Source organism: Aureimonas sp. ME7 (genome assembly GCF_903970965.1).
Classification (GTDB): domain Bacteria; phylum Pseudomonadota; class Alphaproteobacteria; order Rhizobiales; family Rhizobiaceae; genus Aureimonas.
This window is the reverse complement of sequence record NZ_CAJCKW010000013.1, coordinates 53605-76415: the sequence shown is the minus strand read 5'-3', so window position 1 is coordinate 76415 and position 22811 is coordinate 53605. Positions and strand designations below refer to the sequence as shown.

Genomic DNA, 22811 nt, shown 5'->3' with positions numbered 1-22811 from the left:
AACAGGGTGTGAAGCGACGCGGCGCCTCCCATGCGTTCAGATCATCGCGAGCGGGACCTTGCAGGTCGGCGCGGGAAACGCTTCCTCCAGGGCCGCGAGATCGTCCGCGTCGAGTTCGAGACCGGCCGCGGCGGCATTGTCCTCGACGTGGCCGCGCGTCGCCGCCTTCGGAATGGCGATGACGCCGGGGCGCTGGAGCAGGAAGGCCAGAGCGATACGGGCGGGGCTCGCCACATGGCGCTCGGCGACCGCCGCCAGCGTGTCGTCTTCCAGAAGCGCGCCGCCCTGCCCGACCGGAGAATAGGCCATGACCGGGATGCCGTGCTCGGCCTGCCAGGGCAGGAGATCGAATTCGGGACCGCGCTCCTCCAGATTGTAGAGGATCTGGTTGACCGCGCAGTTCGCGCCGCCGGGAACGGCGACGAGTTCCTCCATGTCCGAGAGGTCGAAGTTCGACACGCCCCAGCGGCCGATCCGGCCGGCCGAAACGAGGTCCTCCATCGCCGCGACGGTATCGCTCAGGGGATGGCGACCCCGCCAGTGGAGGAGGTAGAGGTCCAGCCGGTCGGTGCCGAGCCGTTGGAGGCTCGCTTCGCAGGCGCGCCGCGTTCCCTCGCGCGAGGCGTTGGACGGGGCGACCTTGGACACCAGGAACACCTCGTCCCTCCGATCGCGGATGGCCTCGCCGACCAGAACCTCGGATGCCCCGTCGCCGTAGATCTCGGCCGTGTCGATCAGCGTCATGCCGAGGTCGATTCCGGCGCGCAGCGCTTCGATTTCGCGCTCGCGCGGCGCGTTGCCCTCGGCCATCATCCAGGTGCCTTGGCCGAGGGCGGGCACGGTGATGCCGCCGGGCAGATCGATCGTTTTCATGAGTTCGTCATCCTCGGATTGCGCCCCGCGCCGCGTCCTATGCCGGGGAAAAAGGGAACGGCACCGGCCCCGTTCCGTTTCACACCTTGAGACAAACAGGAACGGAGACGAGATCCATGTCCTCCACGCTTGGAACCGGCACCACGTCCGAAGTCGAAGTCGGCGCGGACGCCATCGAGGCCAGCCGCGTCAACGGCACCCGCGTCTACAACACGGACGGCGACAATCTCGGCCACATCTACGACGTCGTCATCGGCAAGCGAGACGGCCGCGTGAAATACGCCATCATGAGCTTCGGCGGCTTCCTCGGGATCGGCGAGGAATACCACCCGCTGCCCTGGGAAGTCCTGAAATACGACGAGCGCCAGGGCGGCTACGTCGTCGGGCTGACGATCGACCAGCTCAACGCCGCGCCGCGTTACGGCGAGGCGGATCGCCCGAGCTGGGCCGATCCGGACTATGGGCGCCGCGTCAACGACTATTACGGCGTCGCCTACTACTGATGACGACGAACAAAAGGGGGCGGCTCGCGGGAGCCGCCCCCTTTCGCATGTCGGGCATCGCGATCCGTCAGGCCGCGACCCTGTCCCCTTCCGCCCCGGCCTTGGAGCCGACGACGTAGAAGTTCAGCCGGTCCGTACCGGACGAGATCTTCACCCGGTCCTCGTCCTTGATCTGCCCGAGAAGGATCTTCTCGGCGAGCGGATCCTGCACCTCGCGCTGGATCACCCGCTTCAAGGGACGCGCGCCGTAGGCCGGATCGTAGCCCCGCTCCGACAGCCATTCGCGGGCCGTCTCGTCGAGCTCGATCGCGATCTTGCGCTCCTCCAGAAGCTTTTCGAGCCGCTGCATCTGGATGTCGACGATCGCCCCCATTTCCGCGCGCTTGAGGCGATGGAACAGGATGATCTCGTCGACGCGGTTGAGGAACTCCGGCCGGAAGGCCGAGCGCACGACGTCCATCACCTGGGTGCGAACTTCACCCACATCCTGATCGTCGCGAAGGCTCGTCAGGTACTCGGCGCCGAGGTTGGAGGTCATCACGATCAGCGTGTTGCGAAAATCGACCGTGCGCCCCTGCCCGTCCGTCAGCCGCCCGTCGTCGAGCACTTGGAGGAGGACGTTGAAGACGTCCGGATGCGCCTTTTCGATCTCGTCGAAGAGGATCACCTGATAGGGCCGGCGCCGCACCGCTTCGGTCAGGACGCCGCCCTCCTCGTAGCCGACATAGCCCGGAGGCGCGCCGATCAGCCGGGCCACGGAATGCTTTTCCATGAACTCCGACATGTCGATGCGCACCAGCGCCGTGTCCTCGTCGAACAGGAAGCGCGCGAGCGCCTTGGTGAGCTCGGTCTTGCCGACACCGGTCGGCCCGAGGAAGATGAACGAGCCGATCGGCCGGTTCGGATCCTGCAGGCCGGCGCGCGCGCGCCGGACGGCTTTGGAGACCGCCTGCACCGCTTCCCCTTGCCCTACGACGCGCTTGGCGAGCGCATCCTCCATCGACAGGAGCTTCTCGCGCTCGCCCTGCATCATCCGGTCGACGGGAATGCCGGTCCAACGGGAGACGACCTGCGCGACATGGTCGGCCGTCACGGTCTCCTCGACCATGGAGCCCTGGCTACCGGCGCTTTCCGCTTCCGTCAGCTCGCGCTCCAGCTGAGGGATCTCGCCATAGGCGAGCTCGCCCGCGCGCTGGAACTCGCCGCGGCGCTGGGCGATGGCGAGTTCGTTGCGCGCTTCGTCGAGCCGCTTCTTGAGATCGGCGGCCAGCCCGAGCTTGGACTTCTCTGCCTGCCAGGACGTGGTCAGCCGGTCGCTTTCCTCCTCAAGGTTGGCAAGCTCGCCTTCCAGACGCTCCAGGCGCGAACGCGCCCCGTCGTCGTTCTCCTTCTTGAGCGCCTCGCGCTCGATCTTCAGCTGCACGATGCGCCGATCGATCTCGTCCAGAGCCTCGGGCTTGGAATCGACCGCCATGCGCAGGCGCGCGGCGCCCTCGTCCACGAGGTCGATCGCCTTGTCGGGCAGGAAACGGTCGGTGATGTAGCGGTTCGACAGCTGCGCGGCGGCCACCAGGGCCGAGTCCGAGATGCGCACCTTGTGGTGCTGCTCGTACTTCTCCTTCAATCCGCGCAGGATCGAGATCGTGTCCTCGACGCTCGGCTCGGAGACGAAGACGGGCTGGAAGCGCCGCGCGAGCGCCGGGTCCTTTTCGACATGCTTGCGATACTCGTCGAGCGTGGTGGCGCCGACGCAGTGAAGCTCGCCGCGCGCCAGCGCGGGTTTGAGGAGGTTGGACGCGTCCATTGCCCCGTCCGCCTTGCCCGCGCCCACCAGCGTGTGCATCTCGTCGATGAAGAGGATGATGCCGCCGTCGGCCGCCGTCACCTCCGACAGGACGGACTTCAGCCGCTCCTCGAACTCGCCGCGATACTTCGCGCCGGCGATGAGCGCGCCCATGTCGAGCGCCATCAGCTGCTTGTCCTTGAGGGACTCCGGCACGTCGCCATTGACGAGGCGCAGCGCCAAGCCTTCGGCGATCGCCGTCTTGCCGACGCCGGGCTCGCCGATCAGAACCGGGTTGTTCTTGGTGCGGCGGGACAGAACCTGGATCGTGCGGCGAATCTCGTCGTCGCGCCCGATCACCGGGTCGAGCTTGCCTTCGCGCGCGTCCTTGGTCAGGTCGCGGGCATAGCGCTTGAGCGCATCGTAGCCCTGCTCCGCAGACGCGGTGTCGGCCGTGCGCCCCTTGCGGATCGCCTCGATCGCCGAATTCAGCCCCTGCGGTGTCACGCCGGCCTTGGCCAGGATATCGGACGTCTTGGCGCTCTTCTCCAGCGCCAGCGCGAGCAGGAGCCGCTCGGCGGTGACGAAACTGTCGCCCGCCTTCTTGGCGATCTCCTCGGCGGTCGTGAAGACCTTGGCCGTGGGAGCCGCCAGATAGATCTGGCCGTTGCCGCCCGACACCTTGGGCAGGGCATCGAGCGCCGCATCGACGCCAAGGCGCACGTCCTTCGGCCGACCGCCGGCGCGTTCGATCAGGCCGGAGGCGAGCCCTTCGGAATCGTCGACCAGAACCTTCAGGAGATGTTCGGGCAGGAACTGCTGGTGGTCGCGCGCCATCGCCAGCGTCTGCGCGGCCTGGATGAAGCCGCGAACCCGGTCGGTATATTTTTCCATGTCCATGCGTTGGTCTCCTTGTCTCGCGGGGCACCCGAAGCGGCATGCGCGCGAAAAAGCGTGGAGTCGGCCGCCCGAAAGCCGGCCGCTGCTGGGAATATGGGAAGGGGATCACTGTGGCGAAAGAGCATCACAAGCCCTCCGCCCCAAAATTTCGCAGGCCGTTCAGAGCGCGCCCAACGCTCCGACGATCCGCTCGGGGTTCGTGAAGACCTCGAACTCCTCCCCACGCACCACGGCCACGAGGGTGATGCCGGCCCGCTCCGCCTCGCGCACCGCCAGGAGCGTCGGCACCGATACGGCCGCGATCAGCTCGCAGCCCATGACGGCCGCCTTCTGAATGAGTTCCACGGAGACGCGGCTCGTCAGCACGAGGAACCCGCCCGCAGGCGCGATGCCTCCTCGCGCCAGATGGCCGGTGACCTTGTCGAGCGCGTTGTGACGCCCGACGTCCTCGCGCACCACGACGACCTCGCCGTCCCTCCGGGCGAAGGCAGCGGCATGGACGGCGCGTGTCTGCCGCCCGAGGCTCTGGCGCTCGGTCATCGCACGCATCGCATCCGCGATCGCGGCCGGCGGGAGGCGGAGCGTCGATGCGACGACGGGAAGTTCGGGCGCGGCGAGCTCCAGGCTTTCCACCCCGCAAAGTCCGCAGCCGACGGGCCCCGTCATCTGGCGCCGTCGGGCGACATAGCCCGCGCCTCGCGCAGGTGAGAGCCAAAGGCGACAATCGATCCCGATCTCGGAGGCTTCGATCTCGATGCGCTCGATCTCGGACGCCTGCGCGACGATCCGCTCGTTGAGCGCGAGGCCGATCCCCAGGTCCTCGACATGATCCGGCGTCGCCATCATCACCGCATGGGTGGAGCCGTTCACCGAGATGGCGACCGCCGTTTCGGCGGGCAGGTCGCGCTCGGCCCTGGTGAAGCCGGCCTTGCCGAACCGGATGACGCTCCGACGTTCGGACGCGCCGGTCATCGCACTTCGTCCGCTTCCAAAGGAGCCTTGTCCGGAGACAGGCTCTGGATCGCCGGCCGCACGTCGGGTTCGGGCACCGCGTCCAGGATCGGGCGTCCCCGTCGCCCGATACGAACCCGGTAGAAGCCGACGAGGGTGAAAAGCAGCCAGAAGGACTGCGACACGAAGGACGGCAGGTTGAAGCTGCCGACGAGCGAGACGAGGATCAGCACCGATCCGGCGGCGTTGAGGAGAAGATAGGCCGTGTCGCCGCTCCTCAGCTTCTCGAACTGCAGAAGGCCGTAGGCGCAGAGATAGGCCGCCACGCCGACCAGCCCGACGGCATCTGACAAGAGCATGTGTTCCAACCCGAAATTCGCCGCGACCCGAAAGGATCGGGTTTCGCATCTAGCATGCGGCGAAGGAGCGGGTAGAGGGGATGCCTGAAAGAGGCGGGAAACGAAGCGAGGACGGGGCGATCCGCCCCGTCCCCGCTTGGGAAATGCTACTGGGCCGGGGGCGTGGCCGGCACGGCGCCCTCGCCCGTCCCTTGCGAGCCTGCGGGAAGCGCGGGCTGCGCCGTGTCCTCCACGGCGAAGGGAATGTATTCGCCGAGCGGCGGATACACCTGGACGAGACCCTTCAGAACCATCTGCACGGCGACGAAGAGGATCACGGCCAGGCCGACATAGGCGATCCAGCGGTGACGGTTGAGGAGCTTGGCGATGAAGTTCGCTGCCAGCGCCATCAGGGCGATGGAAAGAAGAAGGCCGAAGGCAAGCAGCGACCAATGGTGCCCTTCCGCAGCGCCTGCGACCGCGATCACGTTGTCGAGCGACATGGAAACGTCGGCGAGAATGATCTGCAGCGTGGCTTGGCCGAGCGTCTTGCGCGGAGCGCCCGTTTGAGCGCCGTTCAAGGCCGCCTCGCCTTCCGCATCGTGGTCGCCGGCGCGCAGCTCTGACCACATCTTCCAGCAGACCCAGAGAAGCAGGAGACCGCCGGCGAGCAGGAGGCCGAAAATGCCCAGAAGCTGCGTCGCGACCAGCGTGAAGGCGATGCGCAAGGCCGTGGCGGCCGCGATGCCCCAGAAGATGGCCTTCTTTCGCTGGTCCGCGGGCAGGCCCGCGACCGCGAGGCCGATGACGATGGCGTTGTCGCCCGCCAGGACGACGTCCATGATGATGATCTGGCCGAGCGCCAGCCACCCTTCGGGTGTGAGAAGTTCGAACATGCGGGGCCTTTCCTGACCGCGAACGGAAACATGCGATCCGTGCGTCGAGGCTCCGGCGTTCCGCTCAAGGTCTTGGGCGGAGGCGAACATCTCGGCGGCATGGAATGCAGACGGGATCGTCCGCCAGTCCGACATCGCAGCTACGCGGTAGCTGCCAGAGGGGCCCGGCCTGGCTGGATGGTGGCTTACGAATGTTCACGCAAACTTGCAACCGGCGTGAGGGATGGAATCCGCCATTGAAACGACACGCCGCTGCGGTTACCCGCCGGGCAACCCGTCATCCCATCGGAGCCCCCATGGCCGACCTATCCCTGACCCAGCTCGGCGTCGACGCGCGCCCCGCCGCCTCGCCGGACGAAGCGGTCCTCGAGACCGTCCCCTTCCAGCGCCGGCCCGGCGCGCCCGCGATCGTGCGCTTCACCTGCCCGGAATTCACCTCGCTCTGCCCGGTCACCGGCCAACCCGACTTCGCTCATCTCGTGATCGACTACGCGCCGGACGAACGGCTGGTGGAATCGAAGTCGCTGAAGCTGTTCCTCACGAGCTTTCGCAACCACGGCGCCTTTCACGAGGACTGCACGGTGGAGGTCGGCCGGCGCATCGTGGAGGCCACCCATCCGCTCTGGCTGCGCATCGGCGGCTACTGGTATCCGCGCGGCGGCATTCCGATCGACGTGTTCTGGCAGACGGGCGCGCCGCCCGAGGGCGCCTTCCTGCCCGACCAGGGCGTTCCGACCTATCGCGGGCGGGGCTGACGAGCCGAACGCACGCGTCGCCGTTGATCGGGCCTCCGTCTCCCTCTAAACGGCTGGTAACGAGGCTGGGATCACGAGCGATGGAACTGGACAAGGTCGAGGATGCGGTCGCCGCGATCGCAGCGGGCGAACTCGTGGTGGTGGTGGACGACACCGACCGCGAGAACGAGGGCGATCTGATCATGGCGGCCGCCAAGGCCACGCCGGAGAAGATGGCCTTCATGATCCGCCACACGAGCGGCATCCTGTGCGTGCCGATGACGGGCGAGCGCGCCCATCGCCTCAACCTGCCGCCGATGGTGGCCAACAATCTCGATCCGATGCGCACCGCCTTCACCGTGTCGGTGGACTACCGGGTCGGCATGACCACCGGCATCGCGGCCGACGAGCGCGCCAACACGGCGCGTGCGCTCACCAACGACAACGTGCCGGGTTCGGACTTCCTGCGCCCCGGCCACATGTTTCCGCTGATCGCGCGCGAAGGGGGCGTGCTCACCCGCTCCGGCCACACGGAAGCGGGAACGGACCTGGCGACGCTGGCTGGCCTGCCGCCGGTGGGCGTGCTCGCCGAGGTCGTCAACGACGACGGCACGGTGAAGCGCCTGCCCGAGCTCATTCCCTTCGCCAAGGAGCATGGCCTCAGGATCGTCTCGATCGAGGACCTCATCTCCTACCGCATCCGGCGCGAAAGCTTCGTGACCTGCGTGCGCGAGGAAGAGATGCTGATCGGCGGCCTGAAGGGGCGCGTTCGCGTCTACGAGACGCCGTTCGACGACATGCAGCACGTCGTCGCCGTGTTCGGAGACGTGCGCTACGCCGAGAAGGTGCCGACCCGCATCCACCGCGAGCAGCCCGTCAACGACCTTTTCGCCAAGGTGCGCGGCCGGCCGAACTGGGTGGAGCTGGCGGTGGACAAGCTGCGCGACCGGGGCCAGGGCATCCTGATGCTCCTGCGCACGCCCGAGGTCGACCCGATCGAAGCCGCCCCCACCCCCGGCGAGCCGGTCACCGACGGCGAGCGCCACGCGAGCGCACGGGTGCGCCAGCAGCGTTGGCGCGAGGTCGGCGTCGGGGCGCAGATCCTGCGCGATCTCGGCGTTCGCTCGATCTCGGTGCTGGCGACGCACGAGCGTGCCTATGTCGGCCTGACCGGCTTCGGCATCGAGGTGGCGGGAACCATCCTCGTCGAGGACTGACCGTTCACCGGAACGGGGCTAGGGCGCGCCCCGTTCGCCGGACTATCTCTCCGGGTGCCGGCCCATCGCGGGCCGCGCATCGCCCGGAGCGCCGCCATGCCGCAGCCAGAACCCACCGCCGCCGACGCGCCGCTTCATATCGGCGCGGTGTCGCTCGCCGTGCGCGATCCGGGTCGCGTCGCCGCTTTCTACGGCGAAGCGCTCGGACTGGCGGACCAGGGGCGGGACGGCCGGGCGCAGCGCCTCGGCGTCGGCGACCGGACGCTCCTGGAGCTCGTTCACGAGCCGGGCGCGTCCGTCGAATCGCCGCGATCCGCCGGCCTTTTCCACACCGCCTTCCTCCTGCCGACGCGCGCCGATCTCGGCGGCTGGCTCCGTCATGCCGCCTCGAGCCGCATCCCCGTCCAGGGCGCGTCCGACCACGGCGTCAGCGAGGCGCTGTATCTCGCCGACCCCGAAGGCAACGGGATCGAGATCTATGCCGATCGGCCGCGGGGCGAATGGCCGCGAAACGGCGAGACGCTGGCGATGGTGAGCGACCCGCTCGATTTCGAGGACCTGATGGCGGCCGGCGCCTCCCGGCCCTTCGCGGCTGCGCCCGCCGGCACGATCGTCGGCCACATCCACCTTCGCGTCGGGGCGGTGGACGCGGCCGCGCATTTCTATCGCGATGCGCTCGGGCTCGACCCGATGCAGCGCATGGCGGGCGCCGCCTTCCTGTCGGCCGGCGGCTACCACCATCACATCGGCCTCAACGCCTGGACGAGCCGGGGCGCGGGGCCGAGAGCCGGCGGCACGACCGGCCTTCGCTCGTTCGAGATCCTGGCGCAGGACGAGCCGAGCTTCGGCCGCGCGGAGGCCGCGCTTCTTTCCGCCGGGACCACGATCGCGCGCACCGGCGACACGCTCCTTTTCTCCGACCCCGCCGGCATCGGCATCACCCTTCGAAAGGCTTGAACCCATGCTGGTGGACGGCAAGTGGACGGAAAACTGGCAGCCTGTCCAGGGCGTGGACGCGAAAGGCGGCTTCGTGCGCCAGACTTCGAGCTTCCGCCATTTCGTCACCCCGGACGGTGCCCCCGGCCCGACCGGCGACGGCGGCTTTCCGGCGGAGCGAGGCCGCTATCACCTCTACGTCGCGCTGATCTGCCCCTGGGCCTCGCGCACCCTGATCGCCCGCCGCCTCAAGGGCCTGGAGGACGCGATCTCGGTGTCCGTGGTGCGGCCGGAACTGGGCACTGAGGGTTGGCGCTTCGGCGCGGGCGACGGCTCGACGGCGGACGAGGTCAACGGCGCGAGCTATCTGCACGAGCTCTACACCCGCGCCGACCCCCATGCGAACGGCCGAGCCACCGTGCCGGTGCTGTGGGACAAGGTGCGCGGCACGATCGTCAACAACGAGTCGGCCGACATCCTGCGCATCCTGAACTCCGGCTTCGGTGCCCTGGCGAGCGATGCGATCGACCTTTGCCCCGCCGATCTCGGACCCGAGATCGACGCGCTCAACGACTGGATCTATCCGCGGCTCAACAACGGCGTCTACCGCGCCGGCTTCGCGACGACGCAAGGAGCCTATGACGAAGCCTATGCGCAGGTCTTCGAGGCGCTGGATGCGATGGGGGAGCGTTTGAGGGGAAACGGTCCGTTCCTGTTCGGCGGGCGACTGACGGAAACCGACATCCGTCTCTTCGTCACGCTCATCCGCTTCGACGCGGCCTATCACGGCCTCTTCAAGTGCAACCGGCAGCGACTGGCGGACTATCCCACCCTGTCGGCCTTTCTCGCCCATATGCTCGCCGTTCCCGGCATCCGCGACACGGTGTCGATCGACCACATCAAGCGCGGCTATTATTCGATCCGGAGCCTCAACCCCAACGGCATCGTCCCGGTGGGGCCGGACCTTTCGGCGCTCGGACTGTAGCTCCCGGCCCCCTCGCATTCTCCTGACGCGAGAGCCCGCTCGGCTTTCACGGGAACCGCTTCAGGCCATGGCCTTCGCCCGGCGCGTCGCCTCCAGCCAGAGCTGGCGCTCGCGCTCGGCGTCGGCGAGCGCCCGGTGCGCGGGCACGGCCTTGCGGGCTTGATCTTCGATTTCCTCAAGAAGCGCGCGGGCCTCTTCCACCCGTTCCGGTCCAAGATGGCACGCGACGGCTTGGGTGCGCGCGTCTTCCGTGTCGCGGAGGCGCAGGGCATGACGCGGCAGGCCGGCCGCGCGCAGGAGGACACTGAGCCATTTCCCGTCCCAGGAGGGCGCGCTGGCGTAGAGCGCGTGGCCGGACAGCGCGGCGACCATCCGCCGTGCGACCTCGTCGTGCGCGGTGCCCGTCTCGAGAAGTTCGGCGCGCGAGATCCCATGGATCGCCGCCGCGCCCTCGTCCCAGTCGGTCCAGCCGTCCGCCGGCCGGATCAGGTGGCTTTCACCCGCGCCGTCCTCGAACACCCAGGCCACTTCGATCGGGTAGCTCCCCTTGGCGAGCGATGAGGCTTCGAAATTGAGAAAGACGTCCATAGTTCTTTGAAATGCGCGAACGGCCGACGGGATCGCTCCCGCCGGCCGTTTCTTTTCGAGCGAAGGGCTTTTCAGCCCTCGTAGGCGCGAACGCTCTGCTGCTGCTCGCCCAGCCCCTCGATGCCGAGGCGCATGACATTGCCGGGCTTCAGCCAGACGGGCTCTGGCTTCAGCCCCATGCCGACGCCCGGCGGTGTGCCGGTGGTGATGACGTCGCCCGGCTGCAGGCTCATGAATTGCGAGATGTAGTGGACGAGGTGGGCGACGCCGAAGACCATCGTCTTCGTCGAGCCGTCCTGGTAGCGGTGGCCGTCGACCTCCAGCCACATGGACAAGCCTTGCGGGTCGGCCACCTCGTCGGGCGTCACCAGCCAGGGGCCGATCGGGCCGAACGTGTCGGCCGACTTGCCCTTGACCCATTGCCCGCCGCGCTCGGTCTGGAAATGCCGCTCGGAGATGTCGTTGACGACGCAGTAGCCGGCGATATGGTCAAGGGCGTCCGCTTCCTCGACATAGCGCGCCTCGCGCCCGATCACGATACCGAGCTCGACCTCCCAGTCCGGCTTGATCGAGTTCTTCGGGATCACGACGTCGTCGTTCGGCCCGACGATGGCGCTCGTCGCCTTCATGAAGAGAACCGGCTCGGACGGCACCGCCATGCCGCTTTCGGCGGCGTGGTCGGCATAGTTCAGACCGACGCAGATGAACTTGCCGACGCGCCCGACGCACGGGCCGATGCGCTCGTCCGATCCGAGGGTCGGCAGAGCGGCGTGGTCGGCCGCGCGGATCTTCGCCAGACCTTCGGGCGTCAGCACGTCGCCCGCGATGTCGTCGACGACGCCGGACAGATCGCGCAGCGATCCGTCCTCGAGTCGGATGGCGGGCCGCTCTTGGCCCTTCTGGCCGACACGCAGAAGTTTCATTTCGATGAGATCCTTGGGCTAGTAGGTGGCTCGGCCGCCCGACAGGTCGAAGACCGAGGCGGTGGTGAACGAGTTGTCCTTGGAAACGAGCCAGGCGACCATGGCGGCGGCCTCCTCGACTTCCAGGAAGCGGCCGCGCGGAATGCGCACCAGCATGTAGTCGATGAACTCGGGCGTCAGCGTTTGGAGGATGCGCGTGTTGGCGGTGGCCGGCGTGATCGCGTTCACTGCGATGTCGTATTTCGCCAGTTCCTTGCCGAGCGACTTAGTGAGCCCGATCACCCCGGCCTTCGCCGCCGAATAGGCGGAAAGGTTCGGGTTGCCTTCCTTGCCGGCGATGGACGCGATATTGACGATGCGCCCGTATCCGCGCGCCTTCATGCCGGGCACCACGGTCCGGTTGACGTAGAACGTGCCGTTCAGGTTGATCTCGACGACGCGGCGCCATTCGGCGGGGTCGTATTCGTCGAGGCTGGCATTGGTGCCGGCGATCCCGGCGGAGTTGACGAGGATCGAGACCGGCCCGACCTGCATCTCGACCATCGCATGGGCGCGGCCGAGGGCGTCGAGATCGGTGATGTCGACGCTCTGGATCGAAGCCGCATCCCCGAGCGCGGCTTGCGCTTGGCTCAGGACCGCCGTGTTGGTGTCCCAAAGGCTGACGCGCGCGCCGGACGCCACGAGGCGTTGCGCGACGGCAAATCCGATACCCTGCGCGCCTCCGGTCACGACGGCGACCTGACCGTCCAGATCGATTCGGTTCATCCCCGCCCCTCCCAAGGCTCCCTGCCCGTCCTGCTTAGCGGGAGGCGGGCCCGGGAACAATCCCGGCGGGTTCCGTGGCATCGGCCGCGCGCGGCCTGCGGCCAAAGAGGAGCGCCGCGATCCACCCCGCGCTCATCGTCAGGACCACGGTCGGCGCCGAGGCGCTGTTGAGGAAGAACGACAGGTAGATGCCGATCGTAGAAGCCAGAAGCGCGAAGAGGACGGCGACGAGGAGCATCGCGCCGAAGGAGCGCGTCAGAAGAAAGGCGGTCGCCCCCGGCGCGATCAGGAGCGCCACCACGAGGATGATGCCGACCGCCTGCATCGAGGCGACGATCGCCGCCGAAAGCGCCGCGAGGAGTCCATAGTGCAGAAGCCGGACCGGCAGGCCTGAAACCTGCGCCTGCACAGCGTCGAAGCTGTGAAGAACGAGGCTCCGCCAGGAAAAGACGACGAACAGGCCGACGGGAAGCGCGATCAGCCCGATCTCCCAGAGATCGGCGGGCACGAGCCCCAGAAGATCGCCGAACAGGATGTGGTCGAGATGGAGCGCGGTGCGCACCTTGGTGTGGAGGACGAGGCCGAGCGCGAACATGCCGGCGAAGGCGACGCCCATCGCCGTGTCCTGCCGGATGCGGCTGTTGTTCTTCAGGAACCCGGCACCCGCCGCGCAGAGGAGGCCACTGGCGAAAGCGCCGAGCGCCAGCGGCAGGCCGGCGATGTAGCTGAGGACGATGCCCGGCAGAACGGCGTGGGACACCGCGTCTCCCATCAGCGACCAGCCTTTGAGCACCAGGAAGCAGGACAGGAGCGCGCACGGCACGGCGATCATCGCGCCCGCCAGAAAGGCGTTGCGCATGAAATCGACCTCGAACGGGAACAGGAGAAGTTCGGTGCTCATGCCGTAGCCTCCTCCAGCGTACGAGCGGCGCGCCGGCGCGCAGCCAGGATCCCGTGACGCGGGGCGAAGACGAAGGCGAGAAGAAACAGCGTGGTCTGGAGAAGCACGATGATGCCGCCCGTCGCCCCGTCGAGGAAGTAGCTGAAATAGGCGCCGAAAAAGCTCGTCAGCGCCCCGATCAGGACGGACAGCGCGATCATCCGGCCGAAGCGATCGGTCAGGAGATAGGCCGTCGCGCCCGGCGTCACCACGGCGGCGACGACGAGAAAGGCACCGACCGTCTGCATGGCGGCGACGGTCGAGGCGCTGAGGAGCGTGAAGAACAGGATGCGCAGGGCCGTCGGGCGCAGGCCGAGGGTGCGGGCGTGGTCCTCGTCGAAGAACACGGCCATCAGGCTTCGCCAGGACAGGAGAAGGATGACAAGTGTTACCACCGAGATCAGGACGAGTTGCAGCGTGTCGGCGGGCGTCACGGCCAGGATGTTGCCGAGAACGATGGCCTGGATATCCACCGCCACGGGCGACACGGACACCATGAACAGGCCGAGGCCGAAGAAGGTGGTGAAGATCAGGCCGATCACCACATCCTCCTTCAGCCGCGAAACGCGCGAGATCAGGAGAATGGCGACGGCGGCGAGACCGCCCGACAGGAAGGCGCCGATCGAGAAGGGCAGGCCCAGCATGTAGGCGCCGGCGACGCCCGGAACGATGGAATGGGACAGGGCGTCGCCGATTAGCGACCAGCCCTTCAGCACCACGAAGGCCGACAGAAAGGCGCAGACGCCGCCGACGAGGGTCGAGACCCAGATCGCGTTGGTCATGTAGTCGTAGGAGAAGGGCTCCAGCGCGGCGGCGATCACGCGAGCGCTCCGACCGGCTGGAAGTCCGGCTCGCCGGGGTCGTCGGACGGAACGATCGGGCTGGCACGAAGGACCCCGCCGAAGGCGCGCTCCAGGTTGGCCGATGTGAAGACCTCCGCCGTCGGGCCGCTCGCCAGCACCGTCCGGTTCACGAGCACCGCCCGGTCGCAGAATGTGGGCACGGCGGCGAGGTTGTGGGTCGAGACCAGCATCGCGCGCCCGTCCGCGCGAAGGTCCTTGAGGAGAGCGACGATCGCGTCCTCCGTACGCAGGTCGACGCCGGTGAAGGGCTCGTCGAGAAGGATGACCTCGGCCTCCTGGGCGAGCGCCCGGGCCAGGAACACCCGCTTCTTCTGGCCGCCCGAAAGCTCGCCGATCTGGCGCCGCTTGAAGGCCTCCATGCCGACGCGCGACAGCGCTGCATCGACCTTCTCGCGGTCCTCGCGCTTGGGCCTGCGCAGCCAGCCCATGTGGCCGTAGCGACCCATGGTCACGACGTCCTCGACGAGAACGGGGAAGTTCCAATCGATCTCCTCGCTTTGCGGGACATAGGCGATGCGGTTGCGCTTCAGTGCCTCCGCGACCGGGTTTCCGAGGATCGCGACATGGCCATGGGTCGCCGGAACGAAGCCGAGCGCGGCCTTGAACAAGGTGGACTTGCCCCCGCCGTTGACGCCGACGAGCGCCGTGATCGAGCCGCGGGGCACGCGAAAGCTCGCATCGCGCAGCGCGGTGTGGCCGTTGCGATAAACCACCGTCAGGCCGGTCGCCTCGATGCCTGCGTGCGCGCTCACGACCCGAACCCCGCGGCGATCGTCTGCGTCGTCACGCGCAGGAGGTCGAGATAGGTCGGCACCGGCCCGCCCTCCTCGCTCAAGGAATCGACATAAAGAACGCCGCCGTAGCGCGCGCCGGTCTCGCGGGCGACTTGCATCGCCGGATCGGGCGATACGGTGCTTTCGGAGAACACGACCGGAATGGCGTCGGCCTTCACCGTATCGATCACGCGGCGGACCTGCTGGGGCGTTCCTTGCGCATCGGCGTTGATCGGCCAAAGGTAGAGTTCCTTGAGGCCGAAGTCGCGCGCCATGTAGCTGAAAGCGCCCTCGCTGGTGACGAGCCAGCGATGGTCAGCCGGAAGGTTCGCGAGCGCCGCGCGCAGCGGCTCGACGGAGGCCATGATCTCGCCCTTGTAGCGGCCCGCATTGGCGGCGTAGGTTCCCGCATTGGCCGGATCCTGGGCGCTCAGGGCGTCGCGGATGTTGTCGACGTAGACGAGCGCGTTCTTTGGCGACATCCAGGCATGCGGATTTGGCTTGCCCTCGTAGGGCCCCTCACCGATCGGGATGGGTTCGATACCCTTCGTCAGGACGGCGGATGGCTTGTCTCCCAGTTGCGCGAAGAAGCGCTCGAACCAGAGCTCGAGCCCGAGCCCGTTCCACAGGACGAGATCGGCGTCCCGGATCGACAAGAGATCGCGCGGGGTCGGCTGGTAGTTGTGGATCTCGGCGCCCGGCTTGGTGACGGAGACGACCTCGGCGGCATCGCCGGCCACGTTGCGCGCCATATCGGCCAGCACCGTGAAGGTGGTGGCGACCTTGAGCTTCTCGGCGGCCCAGGCGGGAGAGGCGGCAACCACCCCGATCATCGCAAGCAAGGGGAGGAGGGATAGACGCCTGAACCGCACAAGTTTCTCCTGAAACTGATTTGCAGTTGCGAGAATTATGCACTTGCGAACGGTTTGCAAGATGCGAATGGAAATTGTCGCGGGCTGGGATGGCGCAGAAGGACGGGAGAAAAGGCGACCCTTGATCGTTGACCACGCTTTCGCTGGTCGGAGGTCGTGTGAGAATTTCAAACCCAAGGTAATATGTATACTTATGTAGTAGACATATTGGCCATCTCATACTTCACTCATCGAAGCGGTGCGTTAGCTACCGGTATGTCGGTCGAAAGCATCCGAGCAAAGGGCGTGCCGAAGCGCCCAGTCTCGGCTGCGGCCCCCTATCGCCAACACGAGGACACGCATGTCGGAGCATACCTACAAGCTGATCGAGATCGTCGGATCGTCACCGGATTCGATCGAAAAGGCCATCGAGAACGCGCTCGCGGATGCCGCCGCATCGCTGCACAAGGTGCGCTGGTTCGAAGTCGTCGAAACGCGCGGCCATGTCGAGAACGGCAAGGTCGGCCACTACCAGGTGACGCTCAAGATCGGCTTCACCCTGGACGGTTCCTGACGCCCCGTATCCACCGGTTAACTCGTCATACCAGTTGACGAGGTTCACCGGGCGTGCAAGGTCTCCTTCCGGATCGTGACGTGGGTTGCCCGACGGGAGTTCGGGCAGGCGCTGAGGCAGAAGGGTCTGCCGGCGGCCCCGTCTTCTGGGAGGAACCATGCTCAACAAATTCATGCGCTCCGTCGCGGCTGCGGCCGTTCTGTCGTTCGCAGCGCCGCTTGCCGCTTCGGCCGCCGACCTGATCGCGATCATCACGCCGAGCCATGACAACCCGTTCTTCAAGGCCGAGGCCGAAGGCGCGGCGGCCAAGGCGAAGGAACTCGGCTTCGAGCCGCTGATCCTCGTCCACGACGACGACGCCAACAAGCAGAACCAGCTCTTCGACACCGCGATCGCACGCGGCGCCAAGGCGATCGTGCTCGATAACGCGGGCGCGGCCGCCACCACCGCCGCCGTCCAGAAGGCCAAGGACGCGGGCATCCCCTCCTTCCTGATCGACCGCGAGATCAACGAGACCGGCATCGCCGTGTCGCAGATCGTCTCCAACAACTACCAGGGCGCGCAGTTGGGCGCCGAGGAGTTCGTCAAGCTGATGGGCGAAGAAGGCCCCTATGCCGAGCTTCTGGGCCGCGAGGCCGACACCAATGCCGGCATCCGCTCGGGTGGCTACCACGACGTGATCGACCAGTACCCGGATCTGAAGATGGTGGCCCAGCAGTCGGCCAACTGGAGCCAGACCGAAGCCTTCGAGAAGATGCAGACGATCCTCCAGGCCAACCCGGAGATCAAGGGCGTCATCTCGGGCAACGACACGATGGCCATGGGCGCGTGGGCGGCGCTGGAAGCGGCCGGCCGCAAGGACGTGATCGTGGTCGGCTTCGACGGCTCCAACGACGTTCGCGACTCGATCAAGAACGGCGGCATCAAGGCCACCGTCCTCCAGCCCGCCTATCGCCAGGCGCAGCTGGCCGTCGAGCAGGCCAAGCAGTATCTCGACACCGGCAAGACGGGCGTCGAGGAAAAGCAGCTGATGGACTGCATCCTGATCAACGGCGACAACGCCGACAAGCTCGAGACCTTCGCGCTCAAGGACTGATCCGAACCATTCGATACGGGCGGCGCGACGAGCGCCGCCCTTTCCCGTTCCGGCCAAGCCGCCCGTCCGGCGCCCGAGGCCGAAGTTCCGCGCCGTTTTTCGAGGCTGCGATGACCCGTATTCTGATGTTCGCCGTGCTTTGCGCCGCCAGCGCCCTTTCCGGCTGCAAGTTTGTGGAAACCGCCGAGCTCGCCGCGCGGGCGCAGGCATCCGCCAAGCCCGCCGCCGGCTCCGACATCGCCGGACGCTGGGATGGGGAAGTGCTTCCCTACTTCACGCAGAAGGCCAAGCCCCTCGCCGAGATCAAGGCCGCGGTTGCCGGCGGGCTCGATGCGGCCGGCAAGACCTTCGGCTACCGCGAGGTGCCCGAAGGCGCGCCCTGGAACTTCCCCGTCGTGGTGACCGGCACGATCGTCGAGGCCAACACCCAGTCGCGCGCGGCCACCGCCGAGGTGGACACGGACGGCGACGGCAAGAGCGACGCGACGTTGCAGCTCGGCCCCGTGATCAAGGGCACCTCGATCCGCGACGTCCTGCCCTTCGTCTCGTTCACGAGCTATGCCAACCAGATCGAATATGCCGAAGTCGCCAAGGCCTTCAACACGCAGGCCTTCGAGCGGGCGCTGAAGGACTTGCCGCGCGACAAGCTCGTCGGCTCGCCCGTCGAGGTCGTCGGCGTCTTCACCCTTCGCGGCGCGTCCGACAAGGTCCTGGTGACGCCGGTTTCCGTGAAGCTGGGAGCGGGCAGTTGAGCCACGAGATCGTCCTCAGCGTCCGCAACGCGACCAAGGTCTATCCGGGCACGCAGGCGCTCAAGGGCGTCGACTTCGACGTGCGCAAAGGCGCCGTCAACGTCCTTGTCGGCGAGAACGGGGCCGGCAAGTCCACGTTGATGAAGATCATCGCCGGCGTCGAGCAGCCGACCACGGGCGAGGTCATCCTCGACGGTCAGCCGGTGTCGCTGCCCGACACGGCGACGGCCTCGAAGCACGGCATCGGCATCGTCTTCCAGGAGCTCAACCTCTTCCCGAACATGACGATCGCCGAGAACATCTTCATCGGCCGGGAAAAGACGCGCGGCTTCGTCGACATCGACGCCAAGGCGCAGAACACGTCGGCGCGCGCGCTTCTCAAGCGTCTCGAACACGCCAACGCGCCCGATACGCCGGTCGGGGACCTTCGCATCGGCGAGCAGCAGATCGTCGAGATCGCCAAGGCCTTGGCGCAGGACGCGCGCATCCTGATCCTCGACGAGCCGACCTCCGCGCTTTCGGCCACCGAAGTCGAGATCCTGTTCGGCGTGATTCGCGAGCTGAAGGCGCAAGGGGTCGCGATCGTCTACATCTCGCACCGCCTGGAAGAGCTGGTGCGCATCGGCGACTACATCACGGTGCTTCGCGACGGGCGCATCACCGGCGCTCAAGGCATGGCCGATGTCGACGTGCCCTGGATCGTGCGCGCCATGATCGGCTCCTCGTCCAAGGACTTCGCCAAGACGCTGCATCACGACTACGGGCCGGAAATCCTCTCCGTCGAGGACATGACGCTGCCGCGCAAAGGCGGCGGCTTCACGGTGGACCACGTGTCTCTGACGCTCAAGGCGGGCGAGATCGTCGGCATCTACGGGTTGATGGGCGCCGGGCGCACCGAGCTCTTCGACTGCATCATGGGCCGGGCGGACGGTGCCACGGGCCGCGTCACGCTCGCCGGTCAGGAACTCACCGACCGCTCGATCCATGGCCGCATCAAGCGCGGCATCGCGCTGATCCCGGAGGACCGGAAGGCCGAAGGCCTCGTGCAGATCCTCTCGGTCGCCGAGAATATGACGATGTCGAGCCTTTCGTCCTTCACGAAGCTCTTCCATCTCGACGTGGGTGCCGAACGGGCGTCGGTGCGCGACTACGTCAAGCGCCTCGCGGTCAAGGTCGCGGGGATCGACAACCCGGTGTCGTCGCTGTCGGGCGGCAACCAGCAGAAGATCGTCATCGGCAAGGCGCTGATGACGGGGCCGAAGGTGCTTCTGATGGACGAGCCGAGCCGGGGCATCGACATCGGCGCCAAAGCCGAGGTGTTCCGCGTCATGCGCGAACTGGCCGCGCAAGGGCTCGGCATCCTCTTCGTCACCTCCGACCTCGAGGAGGTGATGGAGCTGTCGGACCGCATCGTCGTCATGTCCAACGGGCGCGTCACCGGCGAGCGGCTGCGCGCCGAGACCGACGAACCCGAGATCGTCGCCCTGTCTGCCGCCGGCCACATCCGCCCGACCGCCCCCTCCACCGCTTCGGAGCTCAGCCGATGACCGCCACCCAGTCCGCGAGCCCCAGCGCCGGTTCCGACGTTTCGCTGACGCTTCTCCTCCTCAAGGCGCGCACCTTCATCGCCCTGATCGCGGTGGTGGCGTTCTTCTCCTTCGCCGCGCCGAACTTCCTGTCGACGGCGAACCTCATCATCATGTCCGAGCACGTGGCGCTGAACGCGTTCCTGGCGATCGGCATGACCTTCGTCATCATCACCGGCGGCATCGACCTGTCGGTCGGCTCCATCGTCGGCCTCACCGGCATGGTGGCGGGCTATCTCGTCCTCAACGGCGTGGCGATCGACCTTCTCGGCTACACCGTGTTCTTCAACACGGCCGAGATCGTCCTCATCACGCTCGCCGTCGGCGTTCTCGTCGGCGTCGTCAACGGGCTCCTGATCACGCGCCTCAACGTCGCGCCCTTCATCGCCACGCTCGGCACGCTCTACGTGGCGCGCGGCCTCGCGCTCCTGTCGTCGGGCGGGGCGACCTTCCCGAACCTTCGCGGCTCGGCCGAATGGGGAACGCAAAGCTTCCCCTGGATCGGGGCGGGCTCGGTGATCGGCGTTCCCGTGTCGATCTGGATCCTCGTCATCGTCGGCCTCGGCGCGGCCTATCTCGCGGCGCGCACGCCGCTCGGCCGCTCGATCTACGCGGTCGGCGGCAACGAGCGCGCGGCCGCCCTGTCGGGTCTTCGCGTCAACCGGACGAAGATGTTCGTCTACATGTTCTCCGGCTTCTGTGCGGCGATCGTCGGCCTCATCGTGTCGTCGCAGCTCGTCGCCTCGCATCCGGCGACCGGCGAGACCTTCGAGCTCAACGCCATCGCGGCAGCCGTTCTCGGCGGCACGTCGATGTCGGGCGGCCGGGGCCGGATCGGGGGCACGATCGTCGGCGCCTTCGTGATCGGCATCCTGTCGGACGGCCTCGTGATGATGGGCGTCTCCTCCTTCTGGCAGACCGTCATCAAGGGCCTCGTGATCATCGCGGCCGTGGTGGTCGACCAGTTCCAGCAGCGCCTTCAGCAGCGCATCGCTCTCCAGCGCCAGGCGGCCCTCGGCCGCTGAACGCCAACACCCCGAAAGGACCTCCCATGACATCGATCGCGCTCTTCGGCGCCGGCGGCAAGATGGGCTACCGGCTCGCCAGCAACTTCAAGGGATCGCGCTTCGACGTGCGCCACGTCGAGCTGTCCGAGGCCGGCCGCGAGCGCCTGAAGTCGGGCCTCGGCTTCGACTGCGTGCCCCAGGATCAGGCGCTCGAGGGCGCCGAAGTGGTGATCCTCGCCGTGCCCGACACCGCCATCGGCAAGGTGGCGGCGGGCATCGAGGCTCAGCTCAAGCCCGGCACGATCGTCGTCGTCCTGGATGCCGCCGCGCCGTTTGCCGGCCACCTGCCGGACCGCTCGGATCTCACCTACTTCGTCACCCATCCCTGCCATCCGCCGATCTTCAACGACGAGACCGACCCGGCCGCCAAGCGCGACTTCTTCGGCGGCATCGCGGCCAAGCAGCACATCACCTCCGCCCTGATGCAGGGTCCCGAGGAGCACTATGCGCTCGGCGAAGAGGTCGCCAAGGTGATCTGGGCGCCGGTGATGCGCTCACACCGCGTCACCGTCGAGCAGATGGCGCTGCTCGAGCCCGGCCTGTCGGAAACCGTCTGCGCTAGCCTTCTCGTCGTCATGCGCGAGGCGATGGACGAGGTGGTGCGTCGCGGCGTGCCCAAGGAAGCCGCGCGCGACTTCCTGCTCGGCCACATGAACGTCTTGGGCGCCGTGATCTTCGAGGAAACGCCGGGCGTCTTCTCCGACGCCTGCAACAAGGCGATCGAGTTCGGCAAGCCGATGCTGATGCGCGACGACTGGAAGCGCGTCTTCGAGGCCGACGAGCTCGCCGCCTCGATCCAGCGCATCACCTGATCGCTTCAGTATCCCCATGACGGCCGTCCCGCCCTTGCGCGGGGCGGCCCTTTCCCGTTTTCGGAGCCGAACCCCATGAGCGAATTGCGTGGCGCCCTGATCGGATGCGGCTTCTTCGCCGTCAACCAGATGCATGCCTGGGCCGACATATCGGGCGTCTCGATCGCGGCGATCTGCGACCGCGACCCCGCGCGCCTCGCCGAGATGGGGGACCGGTTCGGCATCGAAAAACGCTACGCCGATGCCGAGACGATGCTGCGCGAGGTGCGCCCCGACTTCGTCGACATCGCCACCACCGCGCCGAGCCACCGGCCGCTGGTGGAACTCGCCGCCTCGCTCAAGATACCCGTGATCTGCCAGAAGCCCTTCGCGCCGACGATGACGGACGCGCGTGCCATGGTGGAAGCCTGCGACAAGGCGGGCGTGCCCCTGATGGTGCACGAGAACTTCCGCTGGCAGTCGCCGATCCAGGCGGTGCGCCGGGCGCTCGACACGGGCGAGATCGGAACCCCGTTCTTCGGCCGCGTGTCGTTCCGCTCCGCCTTCGACGTCTATGCCGGCCAGCCGTATCTAGCCGAGGGGACACGCTTCATCATCGAGGATCTCGGCATCCACTCGCTCGACATCGCCCGCTTCCTGTTCGGCGACGTCCGGGCCATCACGGCGCGCACGAAGCGCGTGAACCCCAAGATTCGCGGCGAGGACGTCGCCACCATGCTCCTCGACCACGAGGCGGGCTTCTCGTCGGTCGTCGACTGTTCCTACGCGACGCGGCTCGAGACCGAGCGCTTTCCCCAGACGCTGGTGGAGATCGACGGCTCGCAAGGCTCGATCCGCCTGGGTGAAGACTACCGCCTTTCCGTCACGACGCCCGCCGGCACGCGGCACGAGGACGTGTCCCCCCCGCTCCTCGCCTGGGCCTCGCGCCCCTGGCACAACATCCAGGAGAGCGTCGCGCTGATTCAGCGGCACTGGGTGGACGCCTTACGCGCCGGCACCGAGCCGCAGACCTCGGGAGCCGACAACCTGAAGACGCTCGCCCTCGTCGAGGCAGCTTATGCCAGCGCGGCGAGCGGGCGCACGCTGGACACGTCGGAGGTCTGAG

At 67.4% G+C, this 22811-nt stretch carries 24 protein-coding genes; 12 read left to right on the top strand and 12 right to left on the bottom strand.

From position 1 onward, the window contains the following. Window positions 1–36: 36 nt before the first annotated feature. Window positions 37–873 carry an aldo/keto reductase gene (locus H7A85_RS17930; protein ID WP_182087336.1) on the bottom strand — a complete coding sequence of 279 codons (837 nt, stop codon included), beginning with the start codon at window positions 871–873 and terminating at the stop codon, window positions 37–39. A 116-nt stretch (window positions 874–989) separates the two neighbouring features. Between H7A85_RS17930 and H7A85_RS17925 the strand changes: the two genes are divergently transcribed. Then, a complete protein-coding gene (locus H7A85_RS17925; RefSeq protein ID WP_182087335.1) occupies window positions 990–1376 on the top strand; it encodes a PRC-barrel domain-containing protein in 387 nt (128 codons plus the stop codon). A gap of 67 nt (window positions 1377–1443) precedes the next feature. On the opposite strand, the gene clpB is transcribed toward H7A85_RS17925, so the two are convergent. From clpB to H7A85_RS17905, 4 genes are all read right to left on the bottom strand, one after another. Next, window positions 1444–4059 (bottom strand): ATP-dependent chaperone ClpB, encoded by a 2616-nt coding sequence (gene clpB / locus H7A85_RS17920; protein WP_182087334.1) that lies wholly within the window; start codon window positions 4057–4059, stop codon window positions 1444–1446. A gap of 159 nt (window positions 4060–4218) precedes the next feature. Continuing rightward, on the bottom strand, window positions 4219–5031 hold the full coding sequence (gene fdhD, locus H7A85_RS17915; protein WP_182087333.1) for a formate dehydrogenase accessory sulfurtransferase FdhD: 813 nt from the start codon (window positions 5029–5031) through the stop codon (window positions 4219–4221). Further along, entirely contained in the window at window positions 5028–5363 is a 336-nt protein-coding gene (locus tag H7A85_RS17910; RefSeq protein ID WP_182087332.1) for a hypothetical protein, read from the bottom strand. The genes fdhD and H7A85_RS17910 overlap by 4 nt, the downstream gene beginning before the upstream one ends. A gap of 152 nt (window positions 5364–5515) precedes the next feature. Then, a complete protein-coding gene (locus H7A85_RS17905; RefSeq protein ID WP_182087331.1) occupies window positions 5516–6244 on the bottom strand; it encodes a TerC family protein in 729 nt (242 codons plus the stop codon). A gap of 296 nt (window positions 6245–6540) precedes the next feature. On the opposite strand from H7A85_RS17905, the gene queF reads away from it, so the two are divergent. The 4 genes from queF (at window position 6541) to H7A85_RS17885 (ending at window position 10116) form a co-directional block, all read left to right on the top strand. After that, window positions 6541–6999, top strand: a complete 459-nt coding sequence (queF, locus tag H7A85_RS17900) for a preQ(1) synthase (protein WP_182087330.1) — start codon at window positions 6541–6543, stop codon at window positions 6997–6999. Between the two features lie 80 nt (window positions 7000–7079). Then, entirely contained in the window at window positions 7080–8195 is a 1116-nt protein-coding gene (ribB, locus tag H7A85_RS17895) for a 3,4-dihydroxy-2-butanone-4-phosphate synthase (RefSeq protein ID WP_182087329.1), read from the top strand. 96 nt (window positions 8196–8291) lie between these two features. Beyond that, a complete protein-coding gene (locus H7A85_RS17890; protein ID WP_182087328.1) occupies window positions 8292–9152 on the top strand; it encodes a VOC family protein in 861 nt (286 codons plus the stop codon). 4 nt (window positions 9153–9156) lie between these two features. After that, window positions 9157–10116 carry a glutathione S-transferase family protein gene (locus tag H7A85_RS17885; RefSeq protein WP_182087327.1) on the top strand — a complete coding sequence of 320 codons (960 nt, stop codon included), beginning with the start codon at window positions 9157–9159 and terminating at the stop codon, window positions 10114–10116. A gap of 60 nt (window positions 10117–10176) precedes the next feature. Here the strand turns inward: H7A85_RS17885 and H7A85_RS17880 are convergent, their stop codons facing one another. From H7A85_RS17880 to H7A85_RS17850, 7 genes are all read right to left on the bottom strand, one after another. After that, window positions 10177–10704: a transcriptional regulator gene (locus tag H7A85_RS17880; RefSeq protein ID WP_182087326.1), complete on the bottom strand. Its 528-nt coding sequence runs from the start codon at window positions 10702–10704 to the stop codon at window positions 10177–10179. Window positions 10705–10775: 71 nt separating this feature from the next. Further along, window positions 10776–11627, bottom strand: coding sequence for a fumarylacetoacetate hydrolase family protein (locus tag H7A85_RS17875; protein WP_182087325.1), 852 nt, complete (start codon window positions 11625–11627; stop codon window positions 10776–10778). 18 nt (window positions 11628–11645) lie between these two features. Next, window positions 11646–12392, bottom strand: coding sequence for an SDR family NAD(P)-dependent oxidoreductase (locus H7A85_RS17870; protein WP_182087324.1), 747 nt, complete (start codon window positions 12390–12392; stop codon window positions 11646–11648). 34 nt (window positions 12393–12426) lie between these two features. Next, window positions 12427–13293, bottom strand: a complete 867-nt coding sequence (locus tag H7A85_RS17865; RefSeq protein WP_182087323.1) for a metal ABC transporter permease — start codon at window positions 13291–13293, stop codon at window positions 12427–12429. After that, window positions 13290–14153 carry a metal ABC transporter permease gene (locus H7A85_RS17860; RefSeq protein WP_280514932.1) on the bottom strand — a complete coding sequence of 288 codons (864 nt, stop codon included), beginning with the start codon at window positions 14151–14153 and terminating at the stop codon, window positions 13290–13292. Before H7A85_RS17860 ends, H7A85_RS17865 begins: the two co-directional genes overlap by 4 nt. Beyond that, window positions 14150–14947, bottom strand: coding sequence for a manganese/iron ABC transporter ATP-binding protein (locus H7A85_RS17855; RefSeq protein WP_182087322.1), 798 nt, complete (start codon window positions 14945–14947; stop codon window positions 14150–14152). Before H7A85_RS17855 ends, H7A85_RS17860 begins: the two co-directional genes overlap by 4 nt. Further along, complete coding sequence (locus H7A85_RS17850) at window positions 14944–15801, bottom strand: metal ABC transporter substrate-binding protein (RefSeq protein WP_182087346.1); 858 nt, start codon at window positions 15799–15801, stop codon at window positions 14944–14946. The genes H7A85_RS17855 and H7A85_RS17850 overlap by 4 nt, the downstream gene beginning before the upstream one ends. Window positions 15802–16180: 379 nt before the next feature. On the opposite strand from H7A85_RS17850, the gene H7A85_RS17845 reads away from it, so the two are divergent. From H7A85_RS17845 to H7A85_RS17815, 7 genes are all read left to right on the top strand, one after another. Next, the gene (locus H7A85_RS17845) at window positions 16181–16393 is read left to right on the top strand and encodes a dodecin (protein WP_182087321.1); all 213 of its coding nucleotides are present in this window, start codon (window positions 16181–16183) and stop codon (window positions 16391–16393) included. A gap of 172 nt (window positions 16394–16565) precedes the next feature. Next, the gene (locus tag H7A85_RS17840; protein ID WP_244631265.1) at window positions 16566–17489 is read left to right on the top strand and encodes a D-ribose ABC transporter substrate-binding protein; all 924 of its coding nucleotides are present in this window, start codon (window positions 16566–16568) and stop codon (window positions 17487–17489) included. A 110-nt stretch (window positions 17490–17599) separates the two neighbouring features. Continuing rightward, window positions 17600–18241, top strand: a complete 642-nt coding sequence (locus tag H7A85_RS17835) for a DUF2291 domain-containing protein (RefSeq protein WP_182087319.1) — start codon at window positions 17600–17602, stop codon at window positions 18239–18241. Next, on the top strand, window positions 18238–19788 hold the full coding sequence (locus H7A85_RS17830; protein ID WP_182087318.1) for a sugar ABC transporter ATP-binding protein: 1551 nt from the start codon (window positions 18238–18240) through the stop codon (window positions 19786–19788). Before H7A85_RS17835 ends, H7A85_RS17830 begins: the two co-directional genes overlap by 4 nt. Beyond that, on the top strand, window positions 19785–20852 hold the full coding sequence (locus tag H7A85_RS17825) for an ABC transporter permease (protein ID WP_182087317.1): 1068 nt from the start codon (window positions 19785–19787) through the stop codon (window positions 20850–20852). Before H7A85_RS17830 ends, H7A85_RS17825 begins: the two co-directional genes overlap by 4 nt. Window positions 20853–20878: 26 nt before the next feature. Further along, complete coding sequence (locus H7A85_RS17820) at window positions 20879–21706, top strand: phosphogluconate dehydrogenase C-terminal domain-containing protein (RefSeq protein ID WP_182087316.1); 828 nt, start codon at window positions 20879–20881, stop codon at window positions 21704–21706. 75 nt (window positions 21707–21781) lie between these two features. Further along, the gene (locus H7A85_RS17815; RefSeq protein WP_182087315.1) at window positions 21782–22810 is read left to right on the top strand and encodes a Gfo/Idh/MocA family oxidoreductase; all 1029 of its coding nucleotides are present in this window, start codon (window positions 21782–21784) and stop codon (window positions 22808–22810) included. The last annotated feature ends 1 nt before the right edge of the window (window position 22811 follow it).

Bases quoted from the DNA above. Each gene is read 5' to 3' on its own strand.
- H7A85_RS17925 (WP_182087335.1), top strand. From the start codon at position 990: ATGTCCTCCACGCTTGGAACCGGCACCACGTCCGAAGTCGAAGTCGGC.
- H7A85_RS17890 (WP_182087328.1), top strand. From the start codon at position 8,292: ATGCCGCAGCCAGAACCCACCGCCGCCGACGCGCCGCTTCATATCGGC.
- H7A85_RS17930 (WP_182087336.1), bottom strand. From the start codon at position 873: ATGAAAACGATCGATCTGCCCGGCGGCATCACCGTGCCCGCCCTCGGC.
- clpB (WP_182087334.1), bottom strand. From the start codon at position 4,059: ATGGACATGGAAAAATATACCGACCGGGTTCGCGGCTTCATCCAGGCC.
- H7A85_RS17820 (WP_182087316.1), top strand. From the start codon at position 20,879: ATGACATCGATCGCGCTCTTCGGCGCCGGCGGCAAGATGGGCTACCGG.
- H7A85_RS17845 (WP_182087321.1), top strand. From the start codon at position 16,181: ATGTCGGAGCATACCTACAAGCTGATCGAGATCGTCGGATCGTCACCG.
- H7A85_RS17850 (WP_182087346.1), bottom strand. From the start codon at position 15,801: ATGATCGGGGTGGTTGCCGCCTCTCCCGCCTGGGCCGCCGAGAAGCTC.
- H7A85_RS17905 (WP_182087331.1), bottom strand. From the start codon at position 6,244: ATGTTCGAACTTCTCACACCCGAAGGGTGGCTGGCGCTCGGCCAGATC.
- queF (WP_182087330.1), top strand. From the start codon at position 6,541: ATGGCCGACCTATCCCTGACCCAGCTCGGCGTCGACGCGCGCCCCGCC.
- H7A85_RS17825 (WP_182087317.1), top strand. From the start codon at position 19,785: ATGACCGCCACCCAGTCCGCGAGCCCCAGCGCCGGTTCCGACGTTTCG.
- H7A85_RS17865 (WP_182087323.1), bottom strand. From the start codon at position 13,293: ATGAGCACCGAACTTCTCCTGTTCCCGTTCGAGGTCGATTTCATGCGC.
- H7A85_RS17815 (WP_182087315.1), top strand. From the start codon at position 21,782: ATGAGCGAATTGCGTGGCGCCCTGATCGGATGCGGCTTCTTCGCCGTC.
- H7A85_RS17835 (WP_182087319.1), top strand. From the start codon at position 17,600: ATGACCCGTATTCTGATGTTCGCCGTGCTTTGCGCCGCCAGCGCCCTT.
- H7A85_RS17880 (WP_182087326.1), bottom strand. From the start codon at position 10,704: ATGGACGTCTTTCTCAATTTCGAAGCCTCATCGCTCGCCAAGGGGAGC.
- H7A85_RS17875 (WP_182087325.1), bottom strand. From the start codon at position 11,627: ATGAAACTTCTGCGTGTCGGCCAGAAGGGCCAAGAGCGGCCCGCCATC.
- H7A85_RS17870 (WP_182087324.1), bottom strand. From the start codon at position 12,392: ATGAACCGAATCGATCTGGACGGTCAGGTCGCCGTCGTGACCGGAGGC.
- H7A85_RS17885 (WP_182087327.1), top strand. From the start codon at position 9,157: ATGCTGGTGGACGGCAAGTGGACGGAAAACTGGCAGCCTGTCCAGGGC.
- ribB (WP_182087329.1), top strand. From the start codon at position 7,080: ATGGAACTGGACAAGGTCGAGGATGCGGTCGCCGCGATCGCAGCGGGC.
- fdhD (WP_182087333.1), bottom strand. From the start codon at position 5,031: ATGACCGGCGCGTCCGAACGTCGGAGCGTCATCCGGTTCGGCAAGGCC.
- H7A85_RS17840 (WP_244631265.1), top strand. From the start codon at position 16,566: ATGCGCTCCGTCGCGGCTGCGGCCGTTCTGTCGTTCGCAGCGCCGCTT.